Below are 25,000 nucleotides of genomic sequence, written 5' to 3'. Positions count from 1 at the left end.
TTACAGAGTGCTTTTTTTTGTTTAGATTTACTCTTGCTAACCTTAATCAATAAAAAATGGAAGAATTTTTAGAAGACTATGCTTTATTAAATGAATTTTCACCAAACACTGAATTACATACTTTTTATATAGAAGAAATATGTGAATTTTTAGATGTGGACTATAATTTTATATCTGAAATGATAGAAAAAGCATTATCAATTACGCCAACAACAAAAAAAACTAAGCTTATTAAAAAATTTATTATTAAAGAAAATGAAAATTATTCAGAAGTATCTGTTTTATCATTTTTAATGATATTAGAAAGAGTTGTTTACTTGAAAAAGTATAAATTTTTAGAAGAATATATTTATGATTTAAAAAACTTTGTTTTTGATGATTTAGTTCATTTATTATCATTTAAAATTATACCAAGTAAAAAAAGAAAGATTAAATCTGAATTTGTAGATACTTATGATGATATTTTAGAATTTAAAAAAAATAAAATAAATCCTGAATACAGAAATTCTGATTTAAGTGAAGTTGACTCTGAAAATAATTTCTTCTATGATAAAAAAATAGTAATTACAGGTAAATTAGATTCATTTCCTTTAAGAAATGATTTAGCTAAATTGTTATCATCTAAAGGCGCACATATTAAATCTAGTATTTCAAAATCCATAGATTTAGTCATATTAGGAAATGATTATGGTCCTAAAAAAATGATACAAATTAAAGAGTTAAATATTTTAACTATCAATGAAGATGAACTTAAAGAGTATTTGAAATAAAATCTTATTTAGAATTACTGAATTATTAATCACTAAATTTTATAAAATGAAAAAATGTTTGTTTTTTTTAATGCTTTTTCCTGCGTTATGTTTATCGCAAATTAAACAAGTAGAAGATGTAAAACCAGAATTAATTGGTAAGGTAGGACCAAAAAAAGCACCTCATGTTGGATTATATAAATATGAAGATTTATATTATTTTGAGTATAATGATGTCAAGTTTACACATATAGATAGTTTTAAAAAAATATCATTTTTAAACGAGGATAATGCTTTAGATACTCTTTATAAATTAATTAAGGAAAACTTAGAAAATCCACCAAAAGAAGATATAAAATTAGAGTTTCCTAATAATTATGTTTGGTTAGAGTTTACTAAAAATATGGGAATTGTATCTGTTAGGTTTTATGATAAAAACCGCAAAACAGGTATCGAAGGTTTAACTATCTGGATGACTAAAAAACAGATAGACAGGCTTTTTGGTAAAAAATAATTATATTTGTTTTGACAACAATTACAAGATGAAATCTAATACTGAAAACCATATTAATCAAGCCTACGAGAGTGAAGGTGTAAGTCCTTTAACTTTACAGTCATCTGTACTTGTTGTCACCACTCGTAGGTCTTTATAAAAATCTAAACTTATGACAACAAGTACAGGATCCTATTTAGTATGTAGCAATTTGATTATTAACTTAAAAACCAAATTAAGCTATGTATGATTTTAAAACACAAATAGCAGCTTTTATAGAAGCTAACTTTAAAAACAGCACACCAGAAGAGGCTAATTTTAAAGTAACATCTGCAGAGTTATTAAAATTTTTATTTAATACCTTTCCTGCAGGATGTATTGACGATTACGAGCTTAATGAAATTATGACTAAATTACAATACACTAGACATAGTTACATTGCAAAAGACGATGATGATAAAGAGTTTTTAACAAGCTCTTGGTGTATGCATAGCGATTTAATAACTGAAGAAAGTAATTGATATGATTGGCAATTTATATACAGAAGAAGAAGTAAAGCAACTTTTAAAGGATGTTTTACATACAGATCAAACAGATATAGAACGATTTTATTATCCAGATGGTACAACTTCTGGATTTGATCAAGATGAATTTAATACTTGGTTTGATAAACATAAAAAACCAGAGAATTCTCAATTAGAAGCTATCACACTAGTTTTTAAAAATTACAATTCCAATTTTAATAATGATTTAATTAAAGCAAAGGATAAAGTAGTAAAAATAAATGGTGTAGATTATTTAATGGATTCTATAAGTCAATCAGATGCAATATCAATGGGTACTATTACTGTAATCTATAAAAAGAGATATTAATTGATATGAAAAAAAATTATAATTGCAGTGATGTTGCAGCTAAATTAGATGTTAATCCATGTGATATATATGTTTCTGGATTAATGAATGATTTAAACGCATCACTCATAGAAGAAACCAATGCTATTTTTTATACAGCCTTACGTAAAAAAGGTTATGATTTTTCAGACGATTTTCAACTAGAAAAATTTGTCAAAGAGAATTGTCATGCAGTTTATAATGAAAAACAAAATGTAACTACTTATTATGTAAAAGGTAAGCCTTTTTTAATGAGAAAACTAAACAATATTTTTGATTTTGATATTAAATCAGATTCAGTAAAAGAAACGATAACTTCTACAGTAGGAACATTTTATTATTTATAACAACAGATAAAGGCTTATGTTGTTAAACTAAAGACCACTGCTAATGCGGTGGTTTTTTTGTGTCCTATTTTTTACACTTGACACATTGTTTATTTGTACCATGACAGTACAACAGTGGTTAAATAACAATGGGACGTATGCAGATGGTTTAAAACTTTACGAAGGTTTTAAAAACCATAACAAAAACCTACTGCGTAATTTTAAGCGAAAAAAAAGTCCTGTTAACCTGCAAAAGCTAATCTACGAGCTTAAAAAGTTAGACAACAAACCAAAGCCAAAACCAAAAATTAAAGTAAAACGTGTTGTTGTTAATGCAGCACCAACACAAGAGCAAATAGTACAACAAGAAGTAGAAAGTTATACAAAAAAGCAGTCGGTTTGGTTTCATCAATTACCAGAAGCATTACATCCAACACTTTTAGAAGCTAATCATACATTTAAAGAAAAATGTATGCTAAAGGTCCAGCTTAACAACCAACCAATAGATGCTGTAGATGTTTGTAACCAAATACAAATACAAATTAACAAGCTAACCAAAGCTAACACGCTAGCGTGGTCTAAAATAGATTATTACTTAAAATTTAGACAATTACCACAACCACCAAAAGATCCTTTAGAAGATTTAACCGGTGCGCAATTAATACGTAAAGAGCAAAATACTTACAGCTCTATTTCTAGACTTAATAAACGCATTGCTACCAATACCGAAAAACTAAAAACCGCCAAGGATAAAAAAACCATTAACAAGTTAAACCGTAGCATAGAATTAGCTAAATCTAATTTGTTAACCAAAGAGGAATTATTACAGAATATAAAACAATTAATAGATGGACAATAAAGAGTTAATAGCACCATTAGAGTGGGAAAATGCAAAACGAAAAGTTAAAGACTTAGTACCTTTTGAGTATAATCCAAGAAAGCTTACTCCAGAAAAAAAGCAATTGCTAATTAATAGTATTGAAAAATTTAACCTTGCAGAAGTGCCAGCTATTAATTTGGATAATAAAATTATAGCAGGACACCAGAGAATTAAAGTGTTGATGGATTTAGGTCGTGGTGATGAGCTTATTGATGTACGTATACCTAACCGACCGTTAACAGATAAAGAGTTTAAAGAATATAACATTACTAGTAATGTGCCAATAGGTTTTTGGGATGTAGATGTTTTAGACGCACATTTTGAAGATATTAATCTAGAAGCTTTAGGTTTAAACCTAGATGAGATAAATCTACCTGCAGATTTATTTCAATATGAAGTTAGTAATGAAGAAGAGCAAGACTTTGAGCCTGTATTACCAAAAGATCCAATTACTAAACTTGGTGATGTTTATGAGTTTGTTAGCAAGCAAAAAGGGATTACACATAAATTAGTTTGTGGAGATAGTACCAATGCAAAAACATATAAAACGTTAGGCGATGAAGATTTTGATTTGGTAGCAACAGATCCGCCATACAATGTAAACTATGAAGGTGGAACAAAAGAGAAGCTTAAAATTAAAAACGACAATATGTCTGGTGACGATTTTTACAGCTTCTTGTATTTGTTTTTTCAAGAAGTATTTGTAAAAAGTAAACCAGGAGCGCCAATTTATGTTTTTCATGCAGATAGTGAAGGTGCCAATTTTAGACTAGCCTTAAAAAATGCAGGTTTTAAACTTGCACAGTGTTTGGTATGGATTAAAAACAGTCTAGTTATGGGACGTCAAGATTACCACTGGAAGCATGAGCCTTGTCTTTACGGTTGGAAAGAAGGCGAAGCACATAAATGGTATAGCGACCGTAAACAAACCACTGTTTTAGAGTTTGACAAGCCTTTAAGAAATGAAGAGCATCCAACAATGAAACCGCTTGATTTATGGTGCTATATAATAAAAAACAGTTCTAAGCAAAAAGATATTGTAGCAGATCCTTTTGGTGGATCAGGTACGACATTAATTTCTTGTGAGAAATTATGGCGTCAAGCTAGAATTATAGAATTAGGCGAAAATTATGTAGATGTACATGTTTCTAGATACATAAAATACATGAATGATAATAAGCTTGATTTTGTAATTAAGAAGAATGACAAAACTTTAAAAGCTGAAGATTTAAACGCTTATTTGAATGAGTAAACTTCCGTTTAAAATAAAAAAAGGAGATACTACTCTGGAAAAAATTATGGCACACCATATTGATCCAGCAAGGTTTCCTTTGTCTCCAAAATTAGAAGAAATTAGAAAACGTTGGGCAGAAGTGTTAACGCTTAGTTTTAATTATTACTCGCCACAGCAAATAGTTAATAAACTTCAAGAGGATCATGGCGTTAGTTTAGCACAAGCATACCTTGATGTAAAAAATGCTCAGACTTTGTACGGTAATGTTATGGAGTCTGATAAAAAAGGTAAACAAGCTATTTTATATGAATATGCACATAAATACTACCAACGATCTATACAAGCTAAAGATTTAAAAGCTCAAGCAAAAGCTTTAGAGTTAATGGCTAAGTTTGGCGGATTAGATGATGTTGATATGGCAGACTTTAATCCAGAAAAACTAGAGAATGTAGAGATTAAGTTTAGTATACCAAAAGCTTACTTAGAGTTACTTAAAAAAGATAAAAACACAGGAGTTGCAGATTTTAATGCTTCTGGTCCTGTAGTAGATATTCCTCATGAAGAAGTAGACAATGAAGCAGACTAAAAAAATCGAACTAACATTGCCTCAAGCAGATGCTTTTTTAAATATGAGGCAAAAAAACTATTGGGAATGGGGACGTGGATCTGGTAAGTCTACAGCTTTGGCTTATGGTATGCGTCAGTTTGTTGTGCAAATGCCTAGAGCTTCTTTTTTTTTGGTTGGCGCAACATATAGCCAAATATTATCCAGAACATTACCTTCTACAATTGAAGGTTTAGAAATGTTTAACCTTTATCAAGATGTAGATTATGTGGTTGGTAGATCTGGAAAAAAGAATGGCTTTGCTATGCCTTTTCAACCACCAAACCAATGGAATAATATTATACATTTTAGTAATGGTGCTATATTTCAATTAGTCTCTTTAGATAATCCAAATACTGGTCGTGGATTAAACTCTTATGGTGGTATTGGAGATGAAGCTGCGTTATTGGATCCAGAAAAACTATATAACAACGTAAAAACAACTAACAGAGCTAAAAAAGAAATTTTTAAAAATGCATCTATGTTAGGTGCTGAAATATACGCGTCTTCAACACCTATTAATAAAAAAGGTAAGTGGTTTACAGATATAGAAAAGGAAGCGATAAAGCGACCAGATTTATATTATTTTAGTAAAGCAAATGCTTTTTATAATCCACACATTAGATCTAATTGGTTTGATGAGATGAAAGCAGAAGCACCAAGCGAGTTGCTTTACAATGCAGAGATATTAAATATTAGACCTAAAGAAATTACAGATGGGTTTTACGCTAATATTAATCCAGATGTTCATTATTACAAAGATCACAATAATTTATATTTAGAATCTGTAGGTGTTACATTTAATAAAGAACAGCATTTTAATTGCAATCAAGACAATGATGTTAATACACATGAGCCTTTAATAATGTCGTTAGATTTCGGAGTGTTTAACTGTTGTGTAGTATCACAGATGCAAGACGATGTTTATAAAGTATTAAAGTCTTTTTGGGTAAAGTCACCTAGACTATTAGACGACTTAATACTTGAGCAGGTAGTACCATACTACAGACCACACCAAGAGAAGATTATTTACTTATATGGTGGACATGATGGTAATAATAGATTACCAAACTCTTCTAAAACTCTGTTTGAGCAAGTAACAGATATATTAGAGCGTAACGGATGGACTGTTTACTTAATGACACATGGAGCTGCTGCAACTCATTTTGATAAGTATCTACTATTAAACGCAATGCTTAAAGGTAACTCTAGGCTACCTAGTATAGCTATAAACGAAAGCAATAATGAAGATTTAATTATAGCTTTAGAACGAGCTGAAGCAGTAGAGTCTACATCTGGTGGCGTATCAAAGAATAAAAAAGACGAGAAGAATAAAGAGTTTCCACAGCAACATGCACCACATCTTACGGATGCATTTGATATTCCTATTGTAACAATGTTTAATGATCAGTTTCAAGGAACTAACCAGTTTGCTAACGAAATGCGTATCCGTACATCATAATTTCATATTTCCTATTTATTTATTAAATGTAAAGTGTAAACACAAGTAGGGAACGGCGTGGTTTTTCTGGACATTTTAGAATTGAAATATATTTTTTTAAACTTAAAAAACTGATAATCAACAAATTAAATTTTTAAAAATTAGAAAACGATGACATATTACCATGTTTCAAAAGAAAAAGAGTTTGATTTTAGCCTATTTAAAAAATCTAGATATGGTTTTACAGCTTTATTTTTTACTGATAACTCTGAATTAAAGGATCTTTACCTAAAGGAGAATAAAGGTGCTGAAATTTCTATTGACAACCCTTTTATTGATTATGAGATAGATTTTAATAATAAAATTAGTTATTCATCAGTATTTAGAAATACTATTATCAACTTAAACAAAAAAGGGTATAAAACAGTCTTAATAAAAAACGTTATAGATTATCCTTCATCTGCAAATAAAAAATTTATATCCAGTGATATATTAGTGGTTTTTGATTTAAAATATCTTAAAACTCTTTTATAGTTTTTTTGTGTCCTATTTTAAAACACTTGCATTTTTCATTTTTACAGTATGAAAAATGATAATGTGATTACTTTAAAAGAGGCTTTGGCTATTTTTTCTTTAAAAGATAAAAACGGTTTTTTTCTACCTTTTGATTTGGAGTACAGAACGTTTAACGAGCAAACCAAAAAAGGCGGAAAATATAAAAAGTACACAGCAGTAAAGTATCTGCCTAACGCCAAAAATGAAGACTCAAGCAGTAAAAATCCAAATCATTTTTCTAATAGAACTAGAAATATAGAGTTGCCAAATGGGGACATCAAGTCTATTAAGATAGATTTCATCATTTCGGTAAATAATAAAAAAGTGATTTACTAATGTCTGAATTTTTATCAACACACATTGCAGTTTCTAAATACAAAGGGCATAATGCTTTAGTGACTTTTAAAAACACATCAGACAGACTAGACACTTCTGTAACTGCTGTAAAAGTAAAAGTAGAAGACAAAGTAAGCGAGATTGCCTCTTGGGGTAAAAACAACGATTATCCACAAAAAGTACTAGAAGCAGTACGTTTAAACGGATCTGCATCTTCTGGACTTCGTTTCCTACGTAAAGCACACTACGGTAACGGTCTAATTTTATACAAAGACAACGTTAACGATCAAGGTAAAAAACAAATCCAATTAGTACCAGTTACAGAAAATAAAGACATCAACGATTTCTTTTTAAACTCGCAAGTAAGACGCTTTTCAAAAGAAATTATTGCAGATCTAGAATGGTGGTCAATAGCCTTTCCAGAGTACATACTATCCAATAATTTCAAAACCATTAACAAAGTCACCAGACAAAAAGCCGCATGGTGTCGTTTTGAGTTAATGAATGAAGAAAACGGACTAATAGAACACGTCTACATTTCAGAGCAATTTGGTCGCAAATCTGTAGATCTTGAAGGCGACTATGCCGAAAAAGTGCCACTTATAGACTCTTACTGGTCCGCAGATCAAGTAAAAGAATACTGTAAAGCCAACAACATCAAAAAATTTATACGTCCAATTTTCTATCCATTATTAGACGAAGCATTTTACCCAAAAGCCGAGTGGCAATCTATTTTAAACTCTGGTTGGTTAGATGTCGCTAACTCTGTACCAGAACTAAAAAAAGCGCTATTCAATAATCAAATGACCATCAAATACATTATTGAGATAGACGAGCGTTACTTCGAGCAAATTTATAGCACGCAATGGAAAAACTTTAAACCAGAAGAGCGCATAGACATACGTCAAAAAGTAATAGACGACATCAACGATAGCCTTGTAGGTAACGACAAAGCAGGAAAGACCATACAATCTATGATGCTTAAAGACAATGATGGTAAACAATACTCTGCTGTAAAAATCACAGCATTAGACGATAAACTTAAAGATGGATCCTACCTACCAGAAGCAGAAGCAGCAAACTCAGAAGTATTGTTTGCATTAGGTGTAGATCCTTCTTTAATCGGTGCAGGTATACCAGGCGGAAAACTAGGTGCAGGATCTGGAAGTGACAAACGCGAAGCTTTTACAATACTTTCTGCACTTAAAAAACACGACCGCGAAACAACAATAGAGATTTTTGAGTTCATTCAACAATATAACAATTGGGACCCAAGCATAAAATTTGGTTTTGAAAACACCATCCTTACCACTTTAGATGCTAACCCAACAGGAACACAAACAGCAACAGCATGATACTAGCAACAACAGACGACATAAAAAAACACGTATCCGTTGCACAAAGTCTACAGTTTGAAGACTTCCAGCCATACATCCAAAAAGCAGTAAACACCTTTACTAAAAAGTATGTAGGCGATTTACACACAACCTTAGCAACAACAGCAACCGGTACAAATGCCGAAATTAAAAACCAAGCCAGAGACTATCTTCAAGCAGCAATAGCAAACTTCGGATGGTTTATCTATTTACCTATGGCATCAGTGCAAATGGATAGCTCTGGTATTTCAGTGTCACAATCAGAATACCGTAAATCTGCAGATTTCTGGCAAATTAAAGACATACGTCGCGAAGCATTACGTGCAGGTCACGAAGCAATGGATTTGCTTTTAGAAGTCCTAGAAGCCAATCCTACAGTATTTACAGACTATGCAGAAAATTACAGCACCATAAACAACGAGCTTTTAGTTAACAACTCATCAGTATTTAATAAATGGTACCATATCAACAACTCACGTCAAGTATATCTAGCATTGCAACCAACACTACGCCACGTAGAAAAGCAATACCTAAGCACCTTTATTTGTGCAGAGTTAATCCAAGCATTAAAAGTCACACCAGACAACGTCACGTCAGATCAAAAAGAAGCTCTAGCAACACTTAAAGACACATTGCAATCTGCAATGGTAAACTTTGCAGTATCTAAAGTAGCAGCAACAGGACTATTCCAATTAACACAAGATGGTTTGCGTCTTAATTTCGAGAGCTATTTAGGTGGTCGTAAACAGTCTGTAGACTATGGTTTATCAGCAGATCAAGTAAAAACATTACTTACACAATTAGCAGATAATGCAACAGTGTACTTGCAACAAGCAAAAGACTTTATAAATAATAACATCACGCTGTTTAACCAGTGCGATAATCCTTTACTAACAACAGAAAATACAACGTCATACAGTACTTACAATACTAAAGGCGTATTTGGACTTTAATTATGAGTATACACGCTTCAAATAATCCATTTCCATGTAGCAGTCCAGCAGGACCAGGTACAGATCTTCCTCCAGTAGCAAATACATATGAAACAATTTCAGAATTAATTGATAACCAACCTAATCAAGAAATAGGTTATTTATACCGTGTTAATAATGGTCAAGGGTTTGAAAGCACAAGATTAGGAGAAATTGTTGTAGAACTAATCGCTAAAAGCGGTTCAATTTTAGACTATAAAGCTGTTTATATAAAATTTCCAATAGACTATCAACCTGCTAGTTCAATGTCCACAATACCTTTACACGAAGGTAATTATGCTGTATCTAGTTTGGGAAATATAAGTTTAAACACTAATGCAATCTCTTTTGAGGATGATAGTATTTATTTATATAAAAGCTCAAGTTATTTCGTAAAAAGACAATTATCAAAAGTCACAGGATATATAGATTATATATATGATTCAAAGTTAAGATATGTAGGATATAGATATTACGATTTTAGCCAAACACCTTACATTACTAATGTGATTTTAGATGATGATATATTTCCAAACAACCATTATTCAGAGATTTTATTAGTATCTCAAAATATTGGAACATCAGACCAATTTGGAAATAACATACCACCTGAAAATGCACCAATAACACAAACAGAAAATTTAAGGATTGGTAAAATATCAAAAACATTAAAAATTAGTGATTACTTAGCAGATGGATTAATTAAAATACCTTACTTAGATAAAGTTGCTATTGTTGATTATAAGGTTTATATATCTGATAAGATAGCTGAATGTGATATTGTTCAAGTTGCGGACTCTCAAAATAATGAGATTAAAACTTGTTTAAGATTAAAAGGAGGTTATTCAACTAAAGAAAAATCTTTAAATCAAGAGTTGTATTTTGAATTTAAGTATTATGATGATTTTGAGGACTTTAATAATCAATTAGCTACAATAAAGCCTATAACTTCTAAACCAAGTGCATTAAATAATGTGTTTAATGCAGATGTTAATTTGACTCATAATAATCAAATGATAACTTGGTTTAATGAATTTTACGACACAGTTTCAGGTGGTGATACTCCACCGACTATAACAGGATTTGAAAATTCATCTTTAACTACATCTTTTAAAAACAATTATTACAGACTTGACGCAGCTTATGTTAATGATGTAGAGTTAACAATGTCTGCATCATCTGCTTCTGTAGATTATTTTAAAAATAACGACAATGATAAAGATTTTTTCAAAATTGTTTCTTTAGGTAATAACAACTTAATAAGATTAGACAGAACAACCGCAGAAGATGACTTTTTAGCTGACGTTGTTATGGTGACCAGTCGAGCAGAAACTGACAATGATGGAACAGACCCAAAAGGAAGTTCTTACGGTTTTGGTGTAGAATTTAACGAGCCAACACGAGATGCAGATTTAACAGCGATAGGCTTAACGATTCAATCAGGTTTAGACAAACACCAACAATCACCAGCAACAGCAATAGTAACAGCTAAGTTTAAATGGTTAAGAAATGAAACAAACGCTCCTTGGGGATTGATTCGTGAAGCTTGTAGAGCAACAGCAAGTAACGCAGGTAGTTATAATATTTACAGAGGTTTTGGTAAAATAGACGCAAACGCTGCTAAGACTTACATTGAAAGTAATATCGATACTTGGACAGGTGTTAATACAACAGAATTGGCAGAGTATTACGACGCTATTAGTCCTTATAACACAGCCGTAACACTTGAAGAAAAAACCGATAAAACGCCAGTAGTTAAAAAGGATTTAGGAGTTAATATTCCAAACACAACAGTTACAAATGTGTTTAACGTTTCAAACGTTTCAAGTGGTACTTTAAAATATTCTGTAAGAAATAATATCGCTAATATACATATAGATTGCGTTGCTTCTGGTAGTGGTGTACTTGAAATATGTGTTTTGCCAGAAGAAATAAGACCTTTAATTGACAGACACACAGGAGTTATAAATAGTGCAAACATCAATGTTTACAAAGTTTTAATAGGTACAGATGGAAGTGTAACAGGTCAAATAAATACAGGTAGAACTATTAACATAGATTTTAGCTACGATTTAACCTTAGAATAATGAGATTAGATATATGTGTAACCTATTTAAAATATTTAAGAAGCAAAAATCGGTCAATGATATAAAAGTCAATCAGCCAGAAGTGATAGAGCAACCACAAGAAGAAGTTATGAGTAAACATTTAACAGAAGCAGATTATCAATATGCAGCCTCTATTATTGGCTGTGATGTTGCAGTTATAAAAGCAGTATCATTTGTTGAAAGTGGTGGAAGATCTGGTTTTTTAAAAGATGGTAAAACACCTAAAATATTATTTGAAGGGCATTGGTTTCATAAATTAACTAAAGGTCGTTTTACAACTTCAAAAAATGCTAACATTTCTTATCCACGTTGGATCAGAAAATATTATAACCAGGATCAACACAAAAGACTTCAAAAAGCTGTTGATTTAGATAGAGATGCGGCTTTAAAATCTGCATCATGGGGCAAGTTTCAAATCATGGGTTTTAATTACAAACTTGCTGGATATGACACGCTTCAAGATTTTATTAATGCAATGTATAAAAGTGAAAGAGAACACTTAATAGCATTTGTAAATTTTGTACAACACAGAAGGTTAGACGATGAGTTAAGAAGGTTAGATTGGCAAGGATTTGCTTACGGTTACAATGGAGCAGGGTATGCTCAAAATAAATATGATGAAAAGCTAGAAAAAGCTTATCTAAAATATAAAAGTCTTTAGGTAGACTATAAATACCTAGTGTGTAAATGTAAATGTTTTTAATCTGTGTGTGTAAATGATTAAAACAACAATAACAAAATGAAAAACTATTTAGAATTATTTATTGCTGGAGCAGTGTCTTTTGTAAGTGCTTTTCAGCTTAGCTATAAACATTATTCAGAAGACGCAGGTTTACTGGATATTAGTTTTACCAAAAATGATATAACCATATTGTTATTGGTCACTGCTTGCTGGTTAATAAAGTTAATTTTAGATAAAAACAATCCTACAAGAAAAAACCCAGATTTTATAGATTTCTTTGGTAGTTTTTTAATTACCTACATACTAACAGCAGGTACTTATGCTTACGTAATTGCTAAAAATATAGAGCTTGGTGTAGTGCTGTTTTTAATGGCAATATTTGCAATATTTTCTACAGATTTTTTAAAAATTCTAACAGAAAAAGAAACGCAAGAACAATTTAAAAAGTCAATAATTAGTGTGATAAAATCACTAACAGACAAACTCAATAAATTAATATCATAATCATGGAGAATCAAACCTTTTCTAGCTATTTAGGTTTTATTGGATTAATAATCATGTACGCATTGTTGCTTTATGTGTGGTCTAATGCCAAAAAACACTTAACACCAATTATAAAGTATACCATCTTAATCGGTGTAGTTTATATAGGCACTCTAAAAAGTATGGATTTTGCAAATGGTATTAATTTGTTTGATCGTTACTTACTGGTCCATTTATTTATTGCAGCCTTAATCTACTTTATTTTAATCGGATTTAGATTTCATAATAAGGTTAGTTATGCTTGGCGAATTACAAAAGTAAAAAACATCTTCAAGTGGGAACGCTGTAAATTTTCATTTGGATTAATGCGTCAAATCGTAAAAGAAAAACAACTACAAGATAAAATCTGTGCTAACTGCAATGAGAATTGCAAAGAAAATTGCATGAAAAAATGAAAAGCATCTACAAAATCATAGTTTTAATTATTTGGACAATATCTGTCCAAAGTTGCGATGTCCAAAAAAAAGCGCTTAAAACCAAAACAGCAACAACAACTAATACCGATAAGTCTGAAACTACAGATACAAAGCGTTTTGATTTTACTAAAACAAATGTAGATCTAGAGGAGTTTGAATTTAAGCCAACCAATCCATTATTTGCTATGGAAATTGTTACACCAGATGGTGATACGATTAAAGCTAAAAACACAACAATTTCAAAGAAAAAGCAGAACACACAAACCTTTAATAATAAGCAAGAACAAACCAATACTAATATTAAAGATAATTCTGTAATAGATGAAAGCTCAAAATTTAAAGACACAGAAAAACAAGAAACTTTTAATCCGCAATACTTCATTTATGCTTTAGCTGTTTTAGTATTGTTGGTAATCATTGGGTTTATCTTTTTAGCTAACCAGATTAACAAGATTAAAACCTTAATACCATGAGCAACCAATCCCTACACAGCATCATCCAAAACCTACCAGAACACCTACGCACAGATATTTTAGAAGCAACAGATGTTAGCTACTTAACCAGTTTAAAACAATCGTATTTAAAAGATCCAGATGTTTTAATAGTTATAGACGCGCGCATAGAAAATCTAACCTATTTAGCTTTATGAAAATAAACTTAAACATACCACAAACTTGGGACCAGCTTACACCAAAACAGCTAATTAAAGTTGCCAAGCTATTAACCAAAACGCAACCAGGTAAATTGCAACTGGTATTGCTTATTAAAATTTTGGTAGGATCAAAATGGTATACAGTAAAAACAAATGCCAAATTGGCACTCCTATTTTTAAACGTACCATTATCAGAGCTAAAAAATTATGTCGATTTTATTTACACATCAAACAATCGTAGTAAGTTTATTGGCAATCTAAAAATTAAAGGCACAACCTATTACGCACCAATGGATCGTATTATAAATCTTACTGCAGATCAACTAGCTGCAATGTTAGATTTAAACAACAAATATATAGACACTAAAAATATCGAGTATTTACAATACCTAGCAGCAGTCATTTACCGTAAAGACAAAGCGCCAGAATACGATAAGCTTAATTTAGATAAAGAAGTAGCACCATTTAAAAAACTAAGTCCTTACAAACTTATAGCTATTCACATTGCGGTTTCTGGATGCGTTCAAGTCTTAGCCAAGCGTTTCCCTAAGGTGTTTAACGGTAGCGGTAATAAAAAATCCAAATCAAACTATGGTTTTGGAAAAGTCATCTTGCAAATGACGCGCGGTGATCTATCCAAACACAAATCCATAAAAAACGTAAACTGCTACACCTTTTTAGAGCAGTTTCAAACAGATATTACACAAACCGCAAAAAAATAAATCATGGCAGACAGAACATTAACACATAGTAAACTGGTACAGTTTCATAACGATATAGCAACAGCACACAACGGTATTAATGGCTTTTATCGTTTTAATATTGCCGAGCTTCAAAACCAATTCAGAAGCGGTATTGGTAAGCCAGCATTGTTACTAGAATCGTACAGCGCACAAATAGAAGAAAATCAAAACAATACCACTAACTTTAACAGCAAAGACATGTCTATACTAATCATAGACTTTGCAGGTAAAGCAGACGATTATAACAAACAAGAAGAAGTATTAGACCGTTTAGAAAATGTGGTGCTAGATGTAATTTCTTACTTAAAAAAAGAACACAAAAACCGCGATAGTATATTGTTTGGTATGTTAGAAGCTAACAGCTTTTCTTATGAGAAGGTAGGACCATTGTTTGATAATATGCATGGTTGGAATTTACTGTACAGACTAAAAAACCACGAGCCTATGTGTTTTAATCCAGATAAATGGACATTTACAGAAGGAGCGTAAAGGCAATAACACAAACTATAATTAGTAAAAGTAAACCTTGTGTATCTGTTAAACCGTTATTTTTCATAGGTAGTTTTTTTGTGTCCTATTTTCTAAGATACTAAAAAACTACTTTAGTACTGGTTAAGAATAAGAGAGTAATTTTTATTCATTATTTAATTTTTGGTTAGTTTAAGCATTAAAACCACTAGGTAACAGTAGTGGTTTTTTTGTGTCCTATTTTAAAATAGTGAGTTAGAATAAGTTTACAATCAACAAAACAACAACAAATACTTTTTTTATTATGAAAACACGATTTTTCTTATCATTAATCTGCCTCATCGGATTAACATTTAGTTTAAATGCAACACCAGTTTCTTTTGATAATCCAGAAGACACTCCAACAGAAATTTTGCAACAAGCACAACCTACAGAAGTTGTTGTGGCTAACACAGTAGATGCAAATGCGTTTGTTTTAGATTATAGTTATAATGATTATAGTTTTACTAGCGTAGCATCTAACCAAAATGTAGCGGTTGTAAATTTTGTAAATGCAGACGTCAATCATTTAGATACATATCCTTTAATAGATTTCCGAAAGCATAAAATAGATCTAACGCCTAACTTTTATAATTACAATACAACACCAATACTTAAATACAATCGGTTGCTAAATAATAAGGATAAGCAATATAATTTTAAGTCCTGGTATAATAAAAGCACATCGTTTTTACGACTAAAAACGCCCTTTCCTTTTTAATAGGTTTTTTTAAATTTTGCCAATTAACCACTGTTAACACAGTGGTTTTTTTGTGTCCTAAATTATACCACTTCAGCACTTTATTTTTAACCTGTATTTAAGCTTAATGTATTATGAGTACTGCGTTAGAAAAAAAGATAGCCAATGCATCCGCACAAAAACTACGTCGTGGTTTACGTAGTGCAATTGCAAGCACGACCAATAATACTATTTCTGGTCAAGCAAAAAAAACAACCGTACGTACCAAATACCGTTATGGTCGCTTAGATAGATTAACCATTGTAGCGCCACATTACATTTTTAAACAACATTATGGTTTTGAGGGTAAAAAAAGCAACGGTATTAATATGCGTCTTAAGACAACAAACGTACTTAACAAAGCATTAGAAAGTACCAATGTACTAGAAGATCTAGCAACAAAAATAACAGACTTACGTGGCGAAGAAGTATTATCAAAAATTAACTTCTAATGGCAAAAGAAAAAGTAACCAGACAATTATCCATATTTATTAACGACCGTGAAGTCGTTAATTCGCTTGGCGGTATTTCTAAAGAAATGTCTAAAGTGCGTGGTCAATTACGTAACCTTAATAAAGGCAGTGATGACTATGATAAAAAATCCAAAGAATTAAAAGATACCTTATCTCAGTTAAAGGATAAGCAAGCAGATTTTAGAGAAGAACTTTACGACACAGATCTAACAGCTTCTAAAGCTAAAGAAACATTTAGCACTTTGTTTTTAGGTCTAAGCACTGGTAACCTTGCAATGGTTAAAGAAGGACTTAGCGGTGTAAAAGGATCTATAATTGGCGTTACAAAAAGCGCATTAGCTTTTATAGCCACACCAATTGGTGCAACCATAGCATTATTAGCTGGTGCATTTGCAAGTGCTAAAGCTATTTTTGATTTTAATAGAGGTTTAGAAGAAGCTAACTTAAAACTACGTGCGTTAGGTGTAGAAGCAGAAAATCTTGCAAAAGTACGTAGCGAGATTGAAGCTACAGCAGAAACTTTTGATAAAACCTTTGACGAGATTGCAACCAAAGCTAACAGTTTATCAAAAACTTACGGTATTTCTATTTCAGAAGCTAACCAAGTTATTGCGCAAGGACTAGCAGATGGTGGCGCACAAAACGAAGAGTTTTTAGATAGTATTGGTGAGTATGACGAGTTTTTTGCACGTGCAGGTTACAGCGCTCAAGAGTTTGTAAATATCATTAACACTGGTTACGACCTTGGTATTTATACAGATAAACTACCAGATGCACTTAAAGAAGCAGACTTAGCTTTAAAAGAACAAACAGATTCTACAAGAGAAGCATTAGAAAATGCATTTGGTGCATCCTTTACATATTCAGTATTACAACGTATTTCTAACGGTACTATTACCACTAAACAAGGTTTAGAAGAAATTGCTGAAGCTTCAAATAAAGCTAATTTATCACAACAACAACAAGCGCAATTAACAGCAGATGTCTTTAAAGGTGCAGGTGAAGATGCTGGCGGTGCGCTTAAAATATTTGAAGCTGTTGGTAAAGCAGCAACAAGAGAATTAGACGCTACTGCAAAAGCACAATTAGAACTTGTAGATGCTAACGAGCGTTTAAATAAAGCACAAGCAGACCTTTTTGAAATTGAAGGCTTTAGTGATATATGGACTAGTATTAAAACCGTTGCTGTAGATGCGCTTGCGTCTGTATTAGAATATTTTGCAGACATTAAGCAATCCTTACAACCATTAATCACTTTAGTTGGACCAATTTTTTCTGGAGCTTGGGACTTAGCAAAATCTGCAGTCTCTTCGTTTTTTACTTCGTTAGGTCAAGTCTTTGGTTATATACCTAAGGTCATAAAGTCCGTATCAGATAGTGCGATTAAGTTTATACAAAATTTAATCAATCTTACAAGTGGACTTTTAAGTGTTTTAGGAGTTGATGTAGATGAATTACAAGCAAAATTAGAAAGCTTAAAGTCGGCTAACATCGAGATTAAAAAGCAAGAAACAACCACCAAAACCGAAGAAACCAAACCAACCAATAACGGTGCGTTATCTGCTGAAGAAAAAGCAAGATTATTAAAAGCAGCGCAGGAGCGAAAAAGGATTGCAGATAAAGAGAAAAAAGAAGAAGAAGATCGTGCCAAAGCATTAGCAGATGCAAAAATTAAAGTAGCAGAAGCAGAGCTAAACTATTTTATTGCATCTAATAAAAAGAAGATTGAAAACGGTCAAGCCTTAACACAAGATTTAGTTGATCAAGAAATTGATAGGTTAACTAAAGTTTTAGACCAACAACAAAAATTTAACAAAGAAGAGTTTGAACGTGAAAAAGCTAAAATAGATGCAGAAGCCTTATCTGAAGAAGAAGCTAAATTACGTAAAGAGGCATTAACATTAAAATATTTACAAAACGAGCAAGCTTTAGAGTTAGAGTATTATCAAGCAACAGATAAACTAAAAGATGATTACGACAACCAACAAAAAGCATTAAAAGCAGAGCAAGCGCTTTTTCAAAAAGAATTAGACTTACAAAATGCACAAACTGAGTTTGAAGAGCAACGCATTCGTAATCAACAACAATATGAGGTTGAGCTAGAAGATTTAAAAGCTAAAAAAGAAGCTCAGTTAATTACTGAAAAACAATACCAACAAGCAAAAACCAACTTAGAAGCACAAACAGCAGAAGCTAGTAAGCAAATTACGCAAGCAGAAACTGAAGCAAAAATTGCATCTTTTGGATCGTTGTTTGGTAACATTGCTAAATTATTAGGCGAAAATACCGCTGCAGGTAAAGCAGCAGCTTTAGCAGAAGTTGCAATTTCTCAAGGTTTAGCTGTGGCGCGTGTATGGTCTGCAAAGGATACGTTACCATCTCCTTTTAATATCATTGCCAAAGTAGCACAAACAGCACTTGCAATTGGTAATGTGGTTGCAGCAGCTAAACAAATTAACAGTGTAAAAACACCTAAGTTTTTCTACGGAGGTAATACAGGATCTAATCCTGCTTTGGGTTATGACGAGTATGGACCAGTAACTGGTTATGTTCACAAAAACGAATGGGTTGCTCCAGAAGTTATGACACAAAATCCAGTCTATGCAGATACTATTGGTTGGTTAGAGCAAGAGCGACAACGTATTGTTGGCGTTGGTAAACCATTTTTTAATGGTGGCGAAACGTCTGCTGGTACATTACCACCAAATGCATCTGCGCCAGTAACAGCATCAGAGCAACAATTATTACTGTCTACAATTACGCAGCTTAACACCATTTTATCAAACGGTATTATGGCTAAAGTATTTTTTGGCTACGAAGATGCTAGAAATGTAACCGATTTACAATCAGATATTGATCAGTCTAACGATAACGGAATTTTAAACTAATGATACAAGCAATACAAACTCCTTTTCCTGGTAACGTGTTATTAGATGGTAACAACACCACAATTGTTGTGCAATCTTCTAACTCTGGCACAGCATTTTATTTTCGTGCAGAAATCTATATTGATAACGTGTTGTTTGATACGCAATCGTGGTCTAGAAAAGATAATTTTATTGCCGAAAAAAACTTACGTTACCTTTATAACGCTTATTTCAATACGCAATTTCAAGAAGCATTTACTAACGGTTTGGTAGAAGTTACAGACTTAAAGAAGGAAGTAAAAATTATAGTCAAGGAATATACAATTGCAGATGATGCACTAGCACAAACTTTAGAGCTACCAATTTTTCATATTTTGTTTAATACTAATTCTGTCTTGTTTGATGATAACCAAACATTAACCATTTTAGGATTAGATACTAACTACTTTCAAATACCAAGTCAAGGCACTATTGTAATACCTTTTTTTGCAAACACATCTAATGAAACTATTTCTGTAGTAACAGAGTTAGATACTGGTACGGTTTTAAATACAGAAACTATAACAGCAACCACAGACAAAAAAGTATATGCATACACTTTTACATTACCAGAAATTGCCTATGCTAATTTATATGTAAAGGTTACAATTACAGTTGGTCCAGTTACCAAAACTTTTATTTATAAAGTGTTTAGAAATCCAACGTTTAACATCAAGCAAATTGTGTTTAAAAACAATTTTGGTTTTTATATTCCTGCATATTTTTCTGGCGAGTTTTCTAGCGAAAATAATTACAAAGTAGACACTTATGAAAATTTTGATTATTCAGAAACTATTTTCAATATAGAACAAAATGCAGTTTATAAAATAAACACCAACTATTTAAACACGCAAGAGTTACCAATAGTTAACCAGATAAACAATGCTTTAGAAGCTTATTTTAAAGATGCTTCTGGTTACAATCCAATTAATACAGCAACCAAAAAAACAATCACAGCTCAAGACAGAGAGCATTTGTTTAATAATGAGTTAAATTTTACATTTAAAAAAGGCTTACCATTAGATAATAACGGTTTTTTAGGCGCTCCATTTGTAAGTGATTTTTCGGTAACAGGAGACGAAAATGCCTTATTTGATATTACAAAAGCACAATTTGAAGCTGTCTATTCTAACACATTTCCTATTCATTCTATAAATTTAAATGCATTTATAAATAACGGTACACTTAGAGTAGTGTTTCTTAATGGAGCTATTGAAGTTGTAGATGAAAATGAATATTACTTATGGTCAGAAATTGACAAGTTTACATTTATTTCAGATCCTAACGAATCTGGTAATGCTTATGAGTTGTTTCAATACAAAATAAGCAACCAATATTTAACTAGCAACATCGCTAACTTAACTATTAATATTACAGATTTACCAGACGCTAATTTACCACCAGTATTTTCGCCTTTATATCCATTAATAACACCTATTTATAGAATTGATGGTGTTTCTGGATCCATTACAATTACAGATGTATCTGTTTCCGATCCAGAAGATGATGCTTTAACAATAACATGGTCTTTACCAGATGCGCCTACAGGATTATCAATTACTAATGCTAATACTATTAATCCTACAATTACAGCAGATAACACCGCTACTTTAGGCGAAATGCAGTTGTTAAAAGTTACAGCAAATGATGGAAATGGAAATGAGACAGAAGCAACGCATTACGTTTGGGTTGTAGATGCAGCAAGTAGCATTTCTGCAACAGAACAAACACCTGTTGGTACCACACGTATTTTTGATATTAATATAGATCATGGTATACCAAACGAAACAATAGATTTAGTTTTTGATTTTGATGTATATGCTCCTCAACAGTATGTAGCTGTATTTTCAGACGATTTAAACGCAGAGCGTGTTGTTAATCTTCAAAACCGTAGACAAACTTTTACTAAAACTTTTGATGCTCAAGGAGAAATTAACTTTGAAATAACTATTGAAGATGCAGGTCTTCCGCCTTCAGAGTTAGATATTACACAAACTAATCCTTCTGGAGACTTAATAGTAGATAAAGACAACCAATCAATTAGATTATGAGACAAATTACCATAATTGCGGAAAATATAGAATTGCAATATGTCCCAGAAACCTTAACCTTAAAAAGAGATAATAACTCTTTTCAAACAGATTTTAAGGTAACACATACGTCTAATCCATTTTTGATTGTAGAAAATCAACAAACCAAAGAAGCATTAGGTCCGCGAGATATTACTTCAGTAGGTAAGAAAAAAATTGTTGAAGTTGATGTTATTGAGTTAGGCGAAAAATATAAAGGTGAGTTGCAAATTTTAGATTACATCAACGGATTTAGAAAATGCAACTTAAAATATGCGTCAGAATTGTATCCTTTATTAAAATCTAAGATTAGAGATTTTATGCCAGTCGTGTCTGTAATTCCAAACGAGACAGATCCAGTACCATATTCAGAAACATCTGAAGAAGAATTAACAGGATCAGATAACTGGCCAGCTTATGTGTTAGACCATTTAGATAATGTATTTCCTCAAGCAAAATGGCAATTTCCAAAAATGAAATATGCAGAATTGCATAATGACACAGATCCAGATGATGATTGGTATACTTATGAGAATTACATTAATAATCAAGACTTTAATACAACAACTTTAAATTTTGACTTAGTTGAAAATTATTATACACTAAATGAAGGATCAATAAGTGTTTTTAATAAAAATGTGATTTCACCACAAGTTTTTTTGCTAACACCTTTATTTTATGCGCTCCAAAATATTGGTTTTAAATTAAAAGGCGAATTTGTACAAAATACTTTTATTAGAAAATTATTATTATTCTCTAAAGAAAATAACTTGTGTGATATTTTTAGTGTTAGTGGCGTTGAAAATGTCATTTTTGATAATGAAAACTGGCAGTATGGTTATAATCAAACTTTTGTAACAGATACAATTACTTTAGCTTCTGCAGGTTTGTATAAGGTTAAATTTCAGTTAGAAATGAACACTACAGATTTTCAATGGTCACAAGTATTGAATAATCATATAACTAATGGAGGTTTGATGATTAATTATAATAATACTTACCCTACAGTTATATCAATGACTTCTTTGTATTTCTTATTGTTTGATTATAATGACACAGGTATTTTAGAAGGTGAATTTGAATTTTATCTAGATCCTGCACATGTAAATCAACCTATTACTTTTTATTACGTGCATTCAGAACAACAAATGCCAATAAGTCAATCTGTGAAAGTTTATAGAGCTGATCAAGAGAAGAAATATTTTCAAATGCATCCAACAATAGATTCTGGTAGATACATTCCAGATTGGACAGTTGCAAAGTACATCAATGAGTTAAAGAAAACCTTTAATTTAAAAGTCACACCAAACGATTTTAAAAAGGAGCTTGTGTTAGATTTTAATGAGAATATCAATGTAAATGTAGCGCCAACCATCTTAAATAAATCTTTTAAAGTAAGTAGTTTTAATTCGGTTGCAAATACATCGTTTACATTAAGTTTTGCAAACAATATTGATAATGCGTTGTTTATCACAAAATCTACTGAAGAAATTTTTTCAACACAGCAAGATGCATTTAACAAGACTATAAAAAACGAATTTAAACTTATAGATCATAATGGTGTAACTGCCGAACTTAATGAAGCGGTTATTGATAAAGATGGTGTAGGTTTAATGATTTATGATCCTGCTAACAAACCAAACATTTCAGAAAACTATTTAAACCAGACCTTACAATTTGATGGTCCAACAGGTTTGTATGCTAAATTCTGGAAAAAATGGTTAAGATTTAGGTTAAGCGCAAGTAGTTTAGAGATTGAAGGACCATTAACAGAAATTGAAATTTCTAAGTTTAGCAAAACTGAAGAAATTTATATTGACAACCAACATTACAGAATTGTAAGTTATCAATTTACAGAAGTTGCACCAGGGAAAAATAAGGTTAAGTTTCAACTAGAATCTGTTACCCTATAATATTATCCATGTTTTTAATTTCATTATTAATATTAGCTTCAACTTCATGCACGTAAATCATTGTCGTTTCAATTTTACTATGTGCTAGTAGGTGTTTAAGGTGTTGGATCTGTCCGCCATTAATTAAGTATTGAGTGGCAAAAGTATGTCTAGACGTATGGAAAGTAAGTTTTTTATTTATACTTAATGTAGAAGCTATTTCTTTTAACCTACGGTTAGCATACTCGTTTGTAAAATCACTTTTAAAAAAGACAGGATCATCAAGTAAAGCTTTAGCGGTTTCATTAAGTTTTATCTTTTGTAGCTTATCAGTTTTTAAAGCGGTAAACGCTAAAAAATCTCCAATTACATTTTCTGGTTGTAGTTTTATAACATCGCTATATCGTAAACCAGTAAAGCAGCAGAACAAATATTTAAGTAAAATAGGTTTGAAATATTCCGGAACAAACTCACTTTGATAGTAGCTATGCATTTTTTTAAGTTCTGCAGCTTCTAAAAACACCATTTCGCCTTTCATAGAAGTTACTTTAATTTCATCAAAACTAATTTTAGTTTTAATGCCTTTTTTATTGGCTTCGTGCAATACTTTTTTAAACGTTTTAAAAAATCCGTTTACAGATGCTTTTTTGTATTTACGTGTTTTAATAAGATACACTCTAATCTTATCAATTAATTCATGAGTAATATCTGAAAACAATACTTCACTTTTAAATTGTTTAAGCACGCTAACTTGACCTAACTGTGCATTGTAAGTTGTTTGCCTTAACACTTTATCTTCTAGTTGTTTTTTTAATAAAGCTTCAGCAAAAGCAATAAAACTAACACGAAGACTTGGTTGGGTAAGATCTTTTAAAAACTTTTCTAATGTTAATTCTTCATTGTTAAGTCTGTAATTAATTTCAATAGTATTGATGTCTGCTAAAACTTTCTCAATAATAAGATTGTAGTCGTTAGCAAAATTGCAAGAAGATTTTACACGCTGTCTTTTTTTGTCAAAGTCTTTAGATTTAACAGCTATATCCAATGGAAGCTGTTTTTTTTTCTTTTTATACAGTATTTGTATGTAAATAAGACTTGTGCCATCAGTTCTAACATATCGATCATTGATCTTGATTTTGTAAGTTAGCTTCGCGTTCATTTTGTGTGCGTAGTTTATTGCGTAGTTATTATTTAGCACATGCACTTGGTTTAAAACTAGATTCATAATAGCGTAATTGTAAGGTTTATAAATGATTAAAGGCGATGCATTTACAATTTTTACATTGTAATTTACATCGCCTTTATTGGTTATTGTGACCTCGACAGGATTCAAACCTGTAACCTTCTGAGCCGTAATCAGATGCGCTATTCAGTTGCGCCACGAGGCCTTTTTTTTGTGGGTGCAAATATATTC

At 31.5% G+C, this 25,000-nt stretch carries 27 protein-coding genes and 1 tRNA gene; 26 read left to right on the top strand and 2 right to left on the bottom strand.

Going from position 1 to position 25,000, the window contains the following annotated elements:
- Positions 1-56 precede the first annotated feature (56 nt).
- The 26 genes from FHS04_RS06185 to FHS04_RS06060 all read left to right on the top strand — a co-directional run bounded on the left by FHS04_RS06185 (position 57) and on the right by FHS04_RS06060 (position 23,607).
- Positions 57-770, top strand: coding sequence for a BRCT domain-containing protein (locus FHS04_RS06185; protein WP_106679123.1), 714 nt, complete (start codon positions 57-59; stop codon positions 768-770).
- Between the two features lie 46 nt (positions 771-816).
- Positions 817-1,263 (top strand): hypothetical protein, encoded by a 447-nt coding sequence (locus tag FHS04_RS06180; protein ID WP_106679125.1) that lies wholly within the window; start codon positions 817-819, stop codon positions 1,261-1,263.
- Positions 1,264-1,484: 221 nt separating this feature from the next.
- Entirely contained in the window at positions 1,485-1,763 is a 279-nt protein-coding gene (locus FHS04_RS06175) for a hypothetical protein (protein WP_106679127.1), read from the top strand.
- A 1-nt stretch (position 1,764) separates the two neighbouring features.
- Positions 1,765-2,115 carry a hypothetical protein gene (locus tag FHS04_RS06170; protein WP_106679129.1) on the top strand — a complete coding sequence of 117 codons (351 nt, stop codon included), beginning with the start codon at positions 1,765-1,767 and terminating at the stop codon, positions 2,113-2,115.
- Positions 2,116-2,120: 5 nt separating this feature from the next.
- Positions 2,121-2,480: a hypothetical protein gene (locus FHS04_RS06165; RefSeq protein WP_106679131.1), complete on the top strand. Its 360-nt coding sequence runs from the start codon at positions 2,121-2,123 to the stop codon at positions 2,478-2,480.
- A gap of 100 nt (positions 2,481-2,580) precedes the next feature.
- Complete coding sequence (locus FHS04_RS06160; protein WP_106679133.1) at positions 2,581-3,318, top strand: hypothetical protein; 738 nt, start codon at positions 2,581-2,583, stop codon at positions 3,316-3,318.
- Entirely contained in the window at positions 3,308-4,591 is a 1,284-nt protein-coding gene (locus tag FHS04_RS06155) for a DNA modification methylase (RefSeq protein ID WP_106679135.1), read from the top strand. Before FHS04_RS06160 ends, FHS04_RS06155 begins: the two co-directional genes overlap by 11 nt.
- Positions 4,584-5,159, top strand: a complete 576-nt coding sequence (locus tag FHS04_RS06150) for a hypothetical protein (RefSeq protein WP_106679137.1) — start codon at positions 4,584-4,586, stop codon at positions 5,157-5,159. The genes FHS04_RS06155 and FHS04_RS06150 overlap by 8 nt, the downstream gene beginning before the upstream one ends.
- Complete coding sequence (locus tag FHS04_RS06145; RefSeq protein ID WP_106679139.1) at positions 5,146-6,639, top strand: hypothetical protein; 1,494 nt, start codon at positions 5,146-5,148, stop codon at positions 6,637-6,639. Before FHS04_RS06150 ends, FHS04_RS06145 begins: the two co-directional genes overlap by 14 nt.
- A 150-nt stretch (positions 6,640-6,789) precedes the next feature.
- Entirely contained in the window at positions 6,790-7,152 is a 363-nt protein-coding gene (locus FHS04_RS06140; RefSeq protein ID WP_106679141.1) for a hypothetical protein, read from the top strand.
- A 48-nt stretch (positions 7,153-7,200) separates the two neighbouring features.
- Entirely contained in the window at positions 7,201-7,509 is a 309-nt protein-coding gene (locus FHS04_RS06135) for a hypothetical protein (protein ID WP_106679143.1), read from the top strand.
- Positions 7,509-8,864 carry a phage portal family protein gene (locus tag FHS04_RS06130; protein ID WP_106679145.1) on the top strand — a complete coding sequence of 452 codons (1,356 nt, stop codon included), beginning with the start codon at positions 7,509-7,511 and terminating at the stop codon, positions 8,862-8,864. The genes FHS04_RS06135 and FHS04_RS06130 overlap by 1 nt, the downstream gene beginning before the upstream one ends.
- On the top strand, positions 8,861-9,838 hold the full coding sequence (locus tag FHS04_RS06125; protein WP_106679147.1) for a DUF6712 family protein: 978 nt from the start codon (positions 8,861-8,863) through the stop codon (positions 9,836-9,838). The genes FHS04_RS06130 and FHS04_RS06125 overlap by 4 nt, the downstream gene beginning before the upstream one ends.
- A 2-nt stretch (positions 9,839-9,840) precedes the next feature.
- On the top strand, positions 9,841-11,943 hold the full coding sequence (locus FHS04_RS06120) for a hypothetical protein (protein ID WP_106679149.1): 2,103 nt from the start codon (positions 9,841-9,843) through the stop codon (positions 11,941-11,943).
- Positions 11,944-11,956: 13 nt separating this feature from the next.
- Complete coding sequence (locus FHS04_RS06115) at positions 11,957-12,625, top strand: N-acetylmuramidase family protein (protein WP_219885251.1); 669 nt, start codon at positions 11,957-11,959, stop codon at positions 12,623-12,625.
- Between the two features lie 78 nt (positions 12,626-12,703).
- Positions 12,704-13,150, top strand: coding sequence for a hypothetical protein (locus tag FHS04_RS06110; RefSeq protein ID WP_106679150.1), 447 nt, complete (start codon positions 12,704-12,706; stop codon positions 13,148-13,150).
- Positions 13,151-13,152: 2 nt separating this feature from the next.
- Positions 13,153-13,584, top strand: a complete 432-nt coding sequence (locus tag FHS04_RS06105) for a hypothetical protein (RefSeq protein WP_106679152.1) — start codon at positions 13,153-13,155, stop codon at positions 13,582-13,584.
- Complete coding sequence (locus tag FHS04_RS06100) at positions 13,581-14,078, top strand: hypothetical protein (RefSeq protein WP_106679155.1); 498 nt, start codon at positions 13,581-13,583, stop codon at positions 14,076-14,078. The genes FHS04_RS06105 and FHS04_RS06100 overlap by 4 nt, the downstream gene beginning before the upstream one ends.
- Complete coding sequence (locus tag FHS04_RS06095; RefSeq protein ID WP_106679158.1) at positions 14,075-14,254, top strand: hypothetical protein; 180 nt, start codon at positions 14,075-14,077, stop codon at positions 14,252-14,254. Before FHS04_RS06100 ends, FHS04_RS06095 begins: the two co-directional genes overlap by 4 nt.
- Positions 14,251-14,979 (top strand): hypothetical protein, encoded by a 729-nt coding sequence (locus tag FHS04_RS06090; protein WP_106679161.1) that lies wholly within the window; start codon positions 14,251-14,253, stop codon positions 14,977-14,979. Before FHS04_RS06095 ends, FHS04_RS06090 begins: the two co-directional genes overlap by 4 nt.
- 3 nt (positions 14,980-14,982) lie before the next feature.
- On the top strand, positions 14,983-15,489 hold the full coding sequence (locus FHS04_RS06085; RefSeq protein ID WP_106679163.1) for a hypothetical protein: 507 nt from the start codon (positions 14,983-14,985) through the stop codon (positions 15,487-15,489).
- Between the two features lie 283 nt (positions 15,490-15,772).
- Positions 15,773-16,228 carry a hypothetical protein gene (locus FHS04_RS06080; protein WP_106679166.1) on the top strand — a complete coding sequence of 152 codons (456 nt, stop codon included), beginning with the start codon at positions 15,773-15,775 and terminating at the stop codon, positions 16,226-16,228.
- A gap of 113 nt (positions 16,229-16,341) precedes the next feature.
- Positions 16,342-16,698, top strand: coding sequence for a hypothetical protein (locus FHS04_RS06075; protein WP_106679168.1), 357 nt, complete (start codon positions 16,342-16,344; stop codon positions 16,696-16,698).
- Entirely contained in the window at positions 16,698-19,607 is a 2,910-nt protein-coding gene (locus FHS04_RS06070) for a phage tail tape measure protein (RefSeq protein WP_106679170.1), read from the top strand. The genes FHS04_RS06075 and FHS04_RS06070 overlap by 1 nt, the downstream gene beginning before the upstream one ends.
- Positions 19,607-21,676, top strand: coding sequence for a hypothetical protein (locus tag FHS04_RS06065; protein ID WP_106679172.1), 2,070 nt, complete (start codon positions 19,607-19,609; stop codon positions 21,674-21,676). The genes FHS04_RS06070 and FHS04_RS06065 overlap by 1 nt, the downstream gene beginning before the upstream one ends.
- The gene (locus FHS04_RS06060; RefSeq protein WP_106679175.1) at positions 21,673-23,607 is read left to right on the top strand and encodes a hypothetical protein; all 1,935 of its coding nucleotides are present in this window, start codon (positions 21,673-21,675) and stop codon (positions 23,605-23,607) included. Before FHS04_RS06065 ends, FHS04_RS06060 begins: the two co-directional genes overlap by 4 nt.
- Here the strand turns inward: FHS04_RS06060 and FHS04_RS06055 are convergent.
- Both FHS04_RS06055 and FHS04_RS06050 read right to left on the bottom strand, forming a co-directional pair.
- The gene (locus FHS04_RS06055) at positions 23,597-24,919 is read right to left on the bottom strand and encodes a site-specific integrase (RefSeq protein ID WP_106679177.1); all 1,323 of its coding nucleotides are present in this window, start codon (positions 24,917-24,919) and stop codon (positions 23,597-23,599) included. The two genes, FHS04_RS06060 and FHS04_RS06055, sit on opposite strands and share 11 nt — an antisense overlap.
- A tRNA-Arg gene (locus tag FHS04_RS06050) sits at positions 24,901-24,974 on the bottom strand. Before FHS04_RS06050 ends, FHS04_RS06055 begins: the two co-directional genes overlap by 19 nt.
- Between the last annotated feature and the right edge of the window lie 26 nt (positions 24,975-25,000).

It is taken from the genome of Mesoflavibacter zeaxanthinifaciens subsp. sabulilitoris (assembly GCF_014191595.1).
Taxonomy (GTDB): Bacteria; Bacteroidota; Bacteroidia; order Flavobacteriales; family Flavobacteriaceae; genus Mesoflavibacter; species Mesoflavibacter zeaxanthinifaciens.
This window is presented reverse-complemented; position numbering and strand designations above follow the sequence as displayed.

Coding starts and splice junctions, on each gene's coding strand:
- FHS04_RS06085 (WP_106679163.1), top strand. CDS start 14,983: ATGGCAGACAGAACATTAACACATAGTAAACTGGTACAGTTTCATAAC.
- FHS04_RS06105 (WP_106679152.1), top strand. CDS start 13,153: ATGGAGAATCAAACCTTTTCTAGCTATTTAGGTTTTATTGGATTAATA.
- FHS04_RS06145 (WP_106679139.1), top strand. CDS start 5,146: ATGAAGCAGACTAAAAAAATCGAACTAACATTGCCTCAAGCAGATGCT.
- FHS04_RS06120 (WP_106679149.1), top strand. CDS start 9,841: ATGAGTATACACGCTTCAAATAATCCATTTCCATGTAGCAGTCCAGCA.
- FHS04_RS06110 (WP_106679150.1), top strand. CDS start 12,704: ATGAAAAACTATTTAGAATTATTTATTGCTGGAGCAGTGTCTTTTGTA.
- FHS04_RS06090 (WP_106679161.1), top strand. CDS start 14,251: ATGAAAATAAACTTAAACATACCACAAACTTGGGACCAGCTTACACCA.
- FHS04_RS06175 (WP_106679127.1), top strand. CDS start 1,485: ATGTATGATTTTAAAACACAAATAGCAGCTTTTATAGAAGCTAACTTT.
- FHS04_RS06170 (WP_106679129.1), top strand. CDS start 1,765: ATGATTGGCAATTTATATACAGAAGAAGAAGTAAAGCAACTTTTAAAG.
- FHS04_RS06095 (WP_106679158.1), top strand. CDS start 14,075: ATGAGCAACCAATCCCTACACAGCATCATCCAAAACCTACCAGAACAC.
- FHS04_RS06160 (WP_106679133.1), top strand. CDS start 2,581: ATGACAGTACAACAGTGGTTAAATAACAATGGGACGTATGCAGATGGT.
- FHS04_RS06070 (WP_106679170.1), top strand. CDS start 16,698: ATGGCAAAAGAAAAAGTAACCAGACAATTATCCATATTTATTAACGAC.
- FHS04_RS06180 (WP_106679125.1), top strand. CDS start 817: ATGAAAAAATGTTTGTTTTTTTTAATGCTTTTTCCTGCGTTATGTTTA.
- FHS04_RS06135 (WP_106679143.1), top strand. CDS start 7,201: ATGAAAAATGATAATGTGATTACTTTAAAAGAGGCTTTGGCTATTTTT.
- FHS04_RS06185 (WP_106679123.1), top strand. CDS start 57: ATGGAAGAATTTTTAGAAGACTATGCTTTATTAAATGAATTTTCACCA.
- FHS04_RS06080 (WP_106679166.1), top strand. CDS start 15,773: ATGAAAACACGATTTTTCTTATCATTAATCTGCCTCATCGGATTAACA.
- FHS04_RS06075 (WP_106679168.1), top strand. CDS start 16,342: ATGAGTACTGCGTTAGAAAAAAAGATAGCCAATGCATCCGCACAAAAA.
- FHS04_RS06115 (WP_219885251.1), top strand. CDS start 11,957: ATGTGTAACCTATTTAAAATATTTAAGAAGCAAAAATCGGTCAATGAT.
- FHS04_RS06060 (WP_106679175.1), top strand. CDS start 21,673: ATGAGACAAATTACCATAATTGCGGAAAATATAGAATTGCAATATGTC.
- FHS04_RS06165 (WP_106679131.1), top strand. CDS start 2,121: ATGAAAAAAAATTATAATTGCAGTGATGTTGCAGCTAAATTAGATGTT.
- FHS04_RS06150 (WP_106679137.1), top strand. CDS start 4,584: ATGAGTAAACTTCCGTTTAAAATAAAAAAAGGAGATACTACTCTGGAA.
- FHS04_RS06065 (WP_106679172.1), top strand. CDS start 19,607: ATGATACAAGCAATACAAACTCCTTTTCCTGGTAACGTGTTATTAGAT.
- FHS04_RS06130 (WP_106679145.1), top strand. CDS start 7,509: ATGTCTGAATTTTTATCAACACACATTGCAGTTTCTAAATACAAAGGG.
- FHS04_RS06140 (WP_106679141.1), top strand. CDS start 6,790: ATGACATATTACCATGTTTCAAAAGAAAAAGAGTTTGATTTTAGCCTA.
- FHS04_RS06100 (WP_106679155.1), top strand. CDS start 13,581: ATGAAAAGCATCTACAAAATCATAGTTTTAATTATTTGGACAATATCT.
- FHS04_RS06155 (WP_106679135.1), top strand. CDS start 3,308: ATGGACAATAAAGAGTTAATAGCACCATTAGAGTGGGAAAATGCAAAA.
- FHS04_RS06125 (WP_106679147.1), top strand. CDS start 8,861: ATGATACTAGCAACAACAGACGACATAAAAAAACACGTATCCGTTGCA.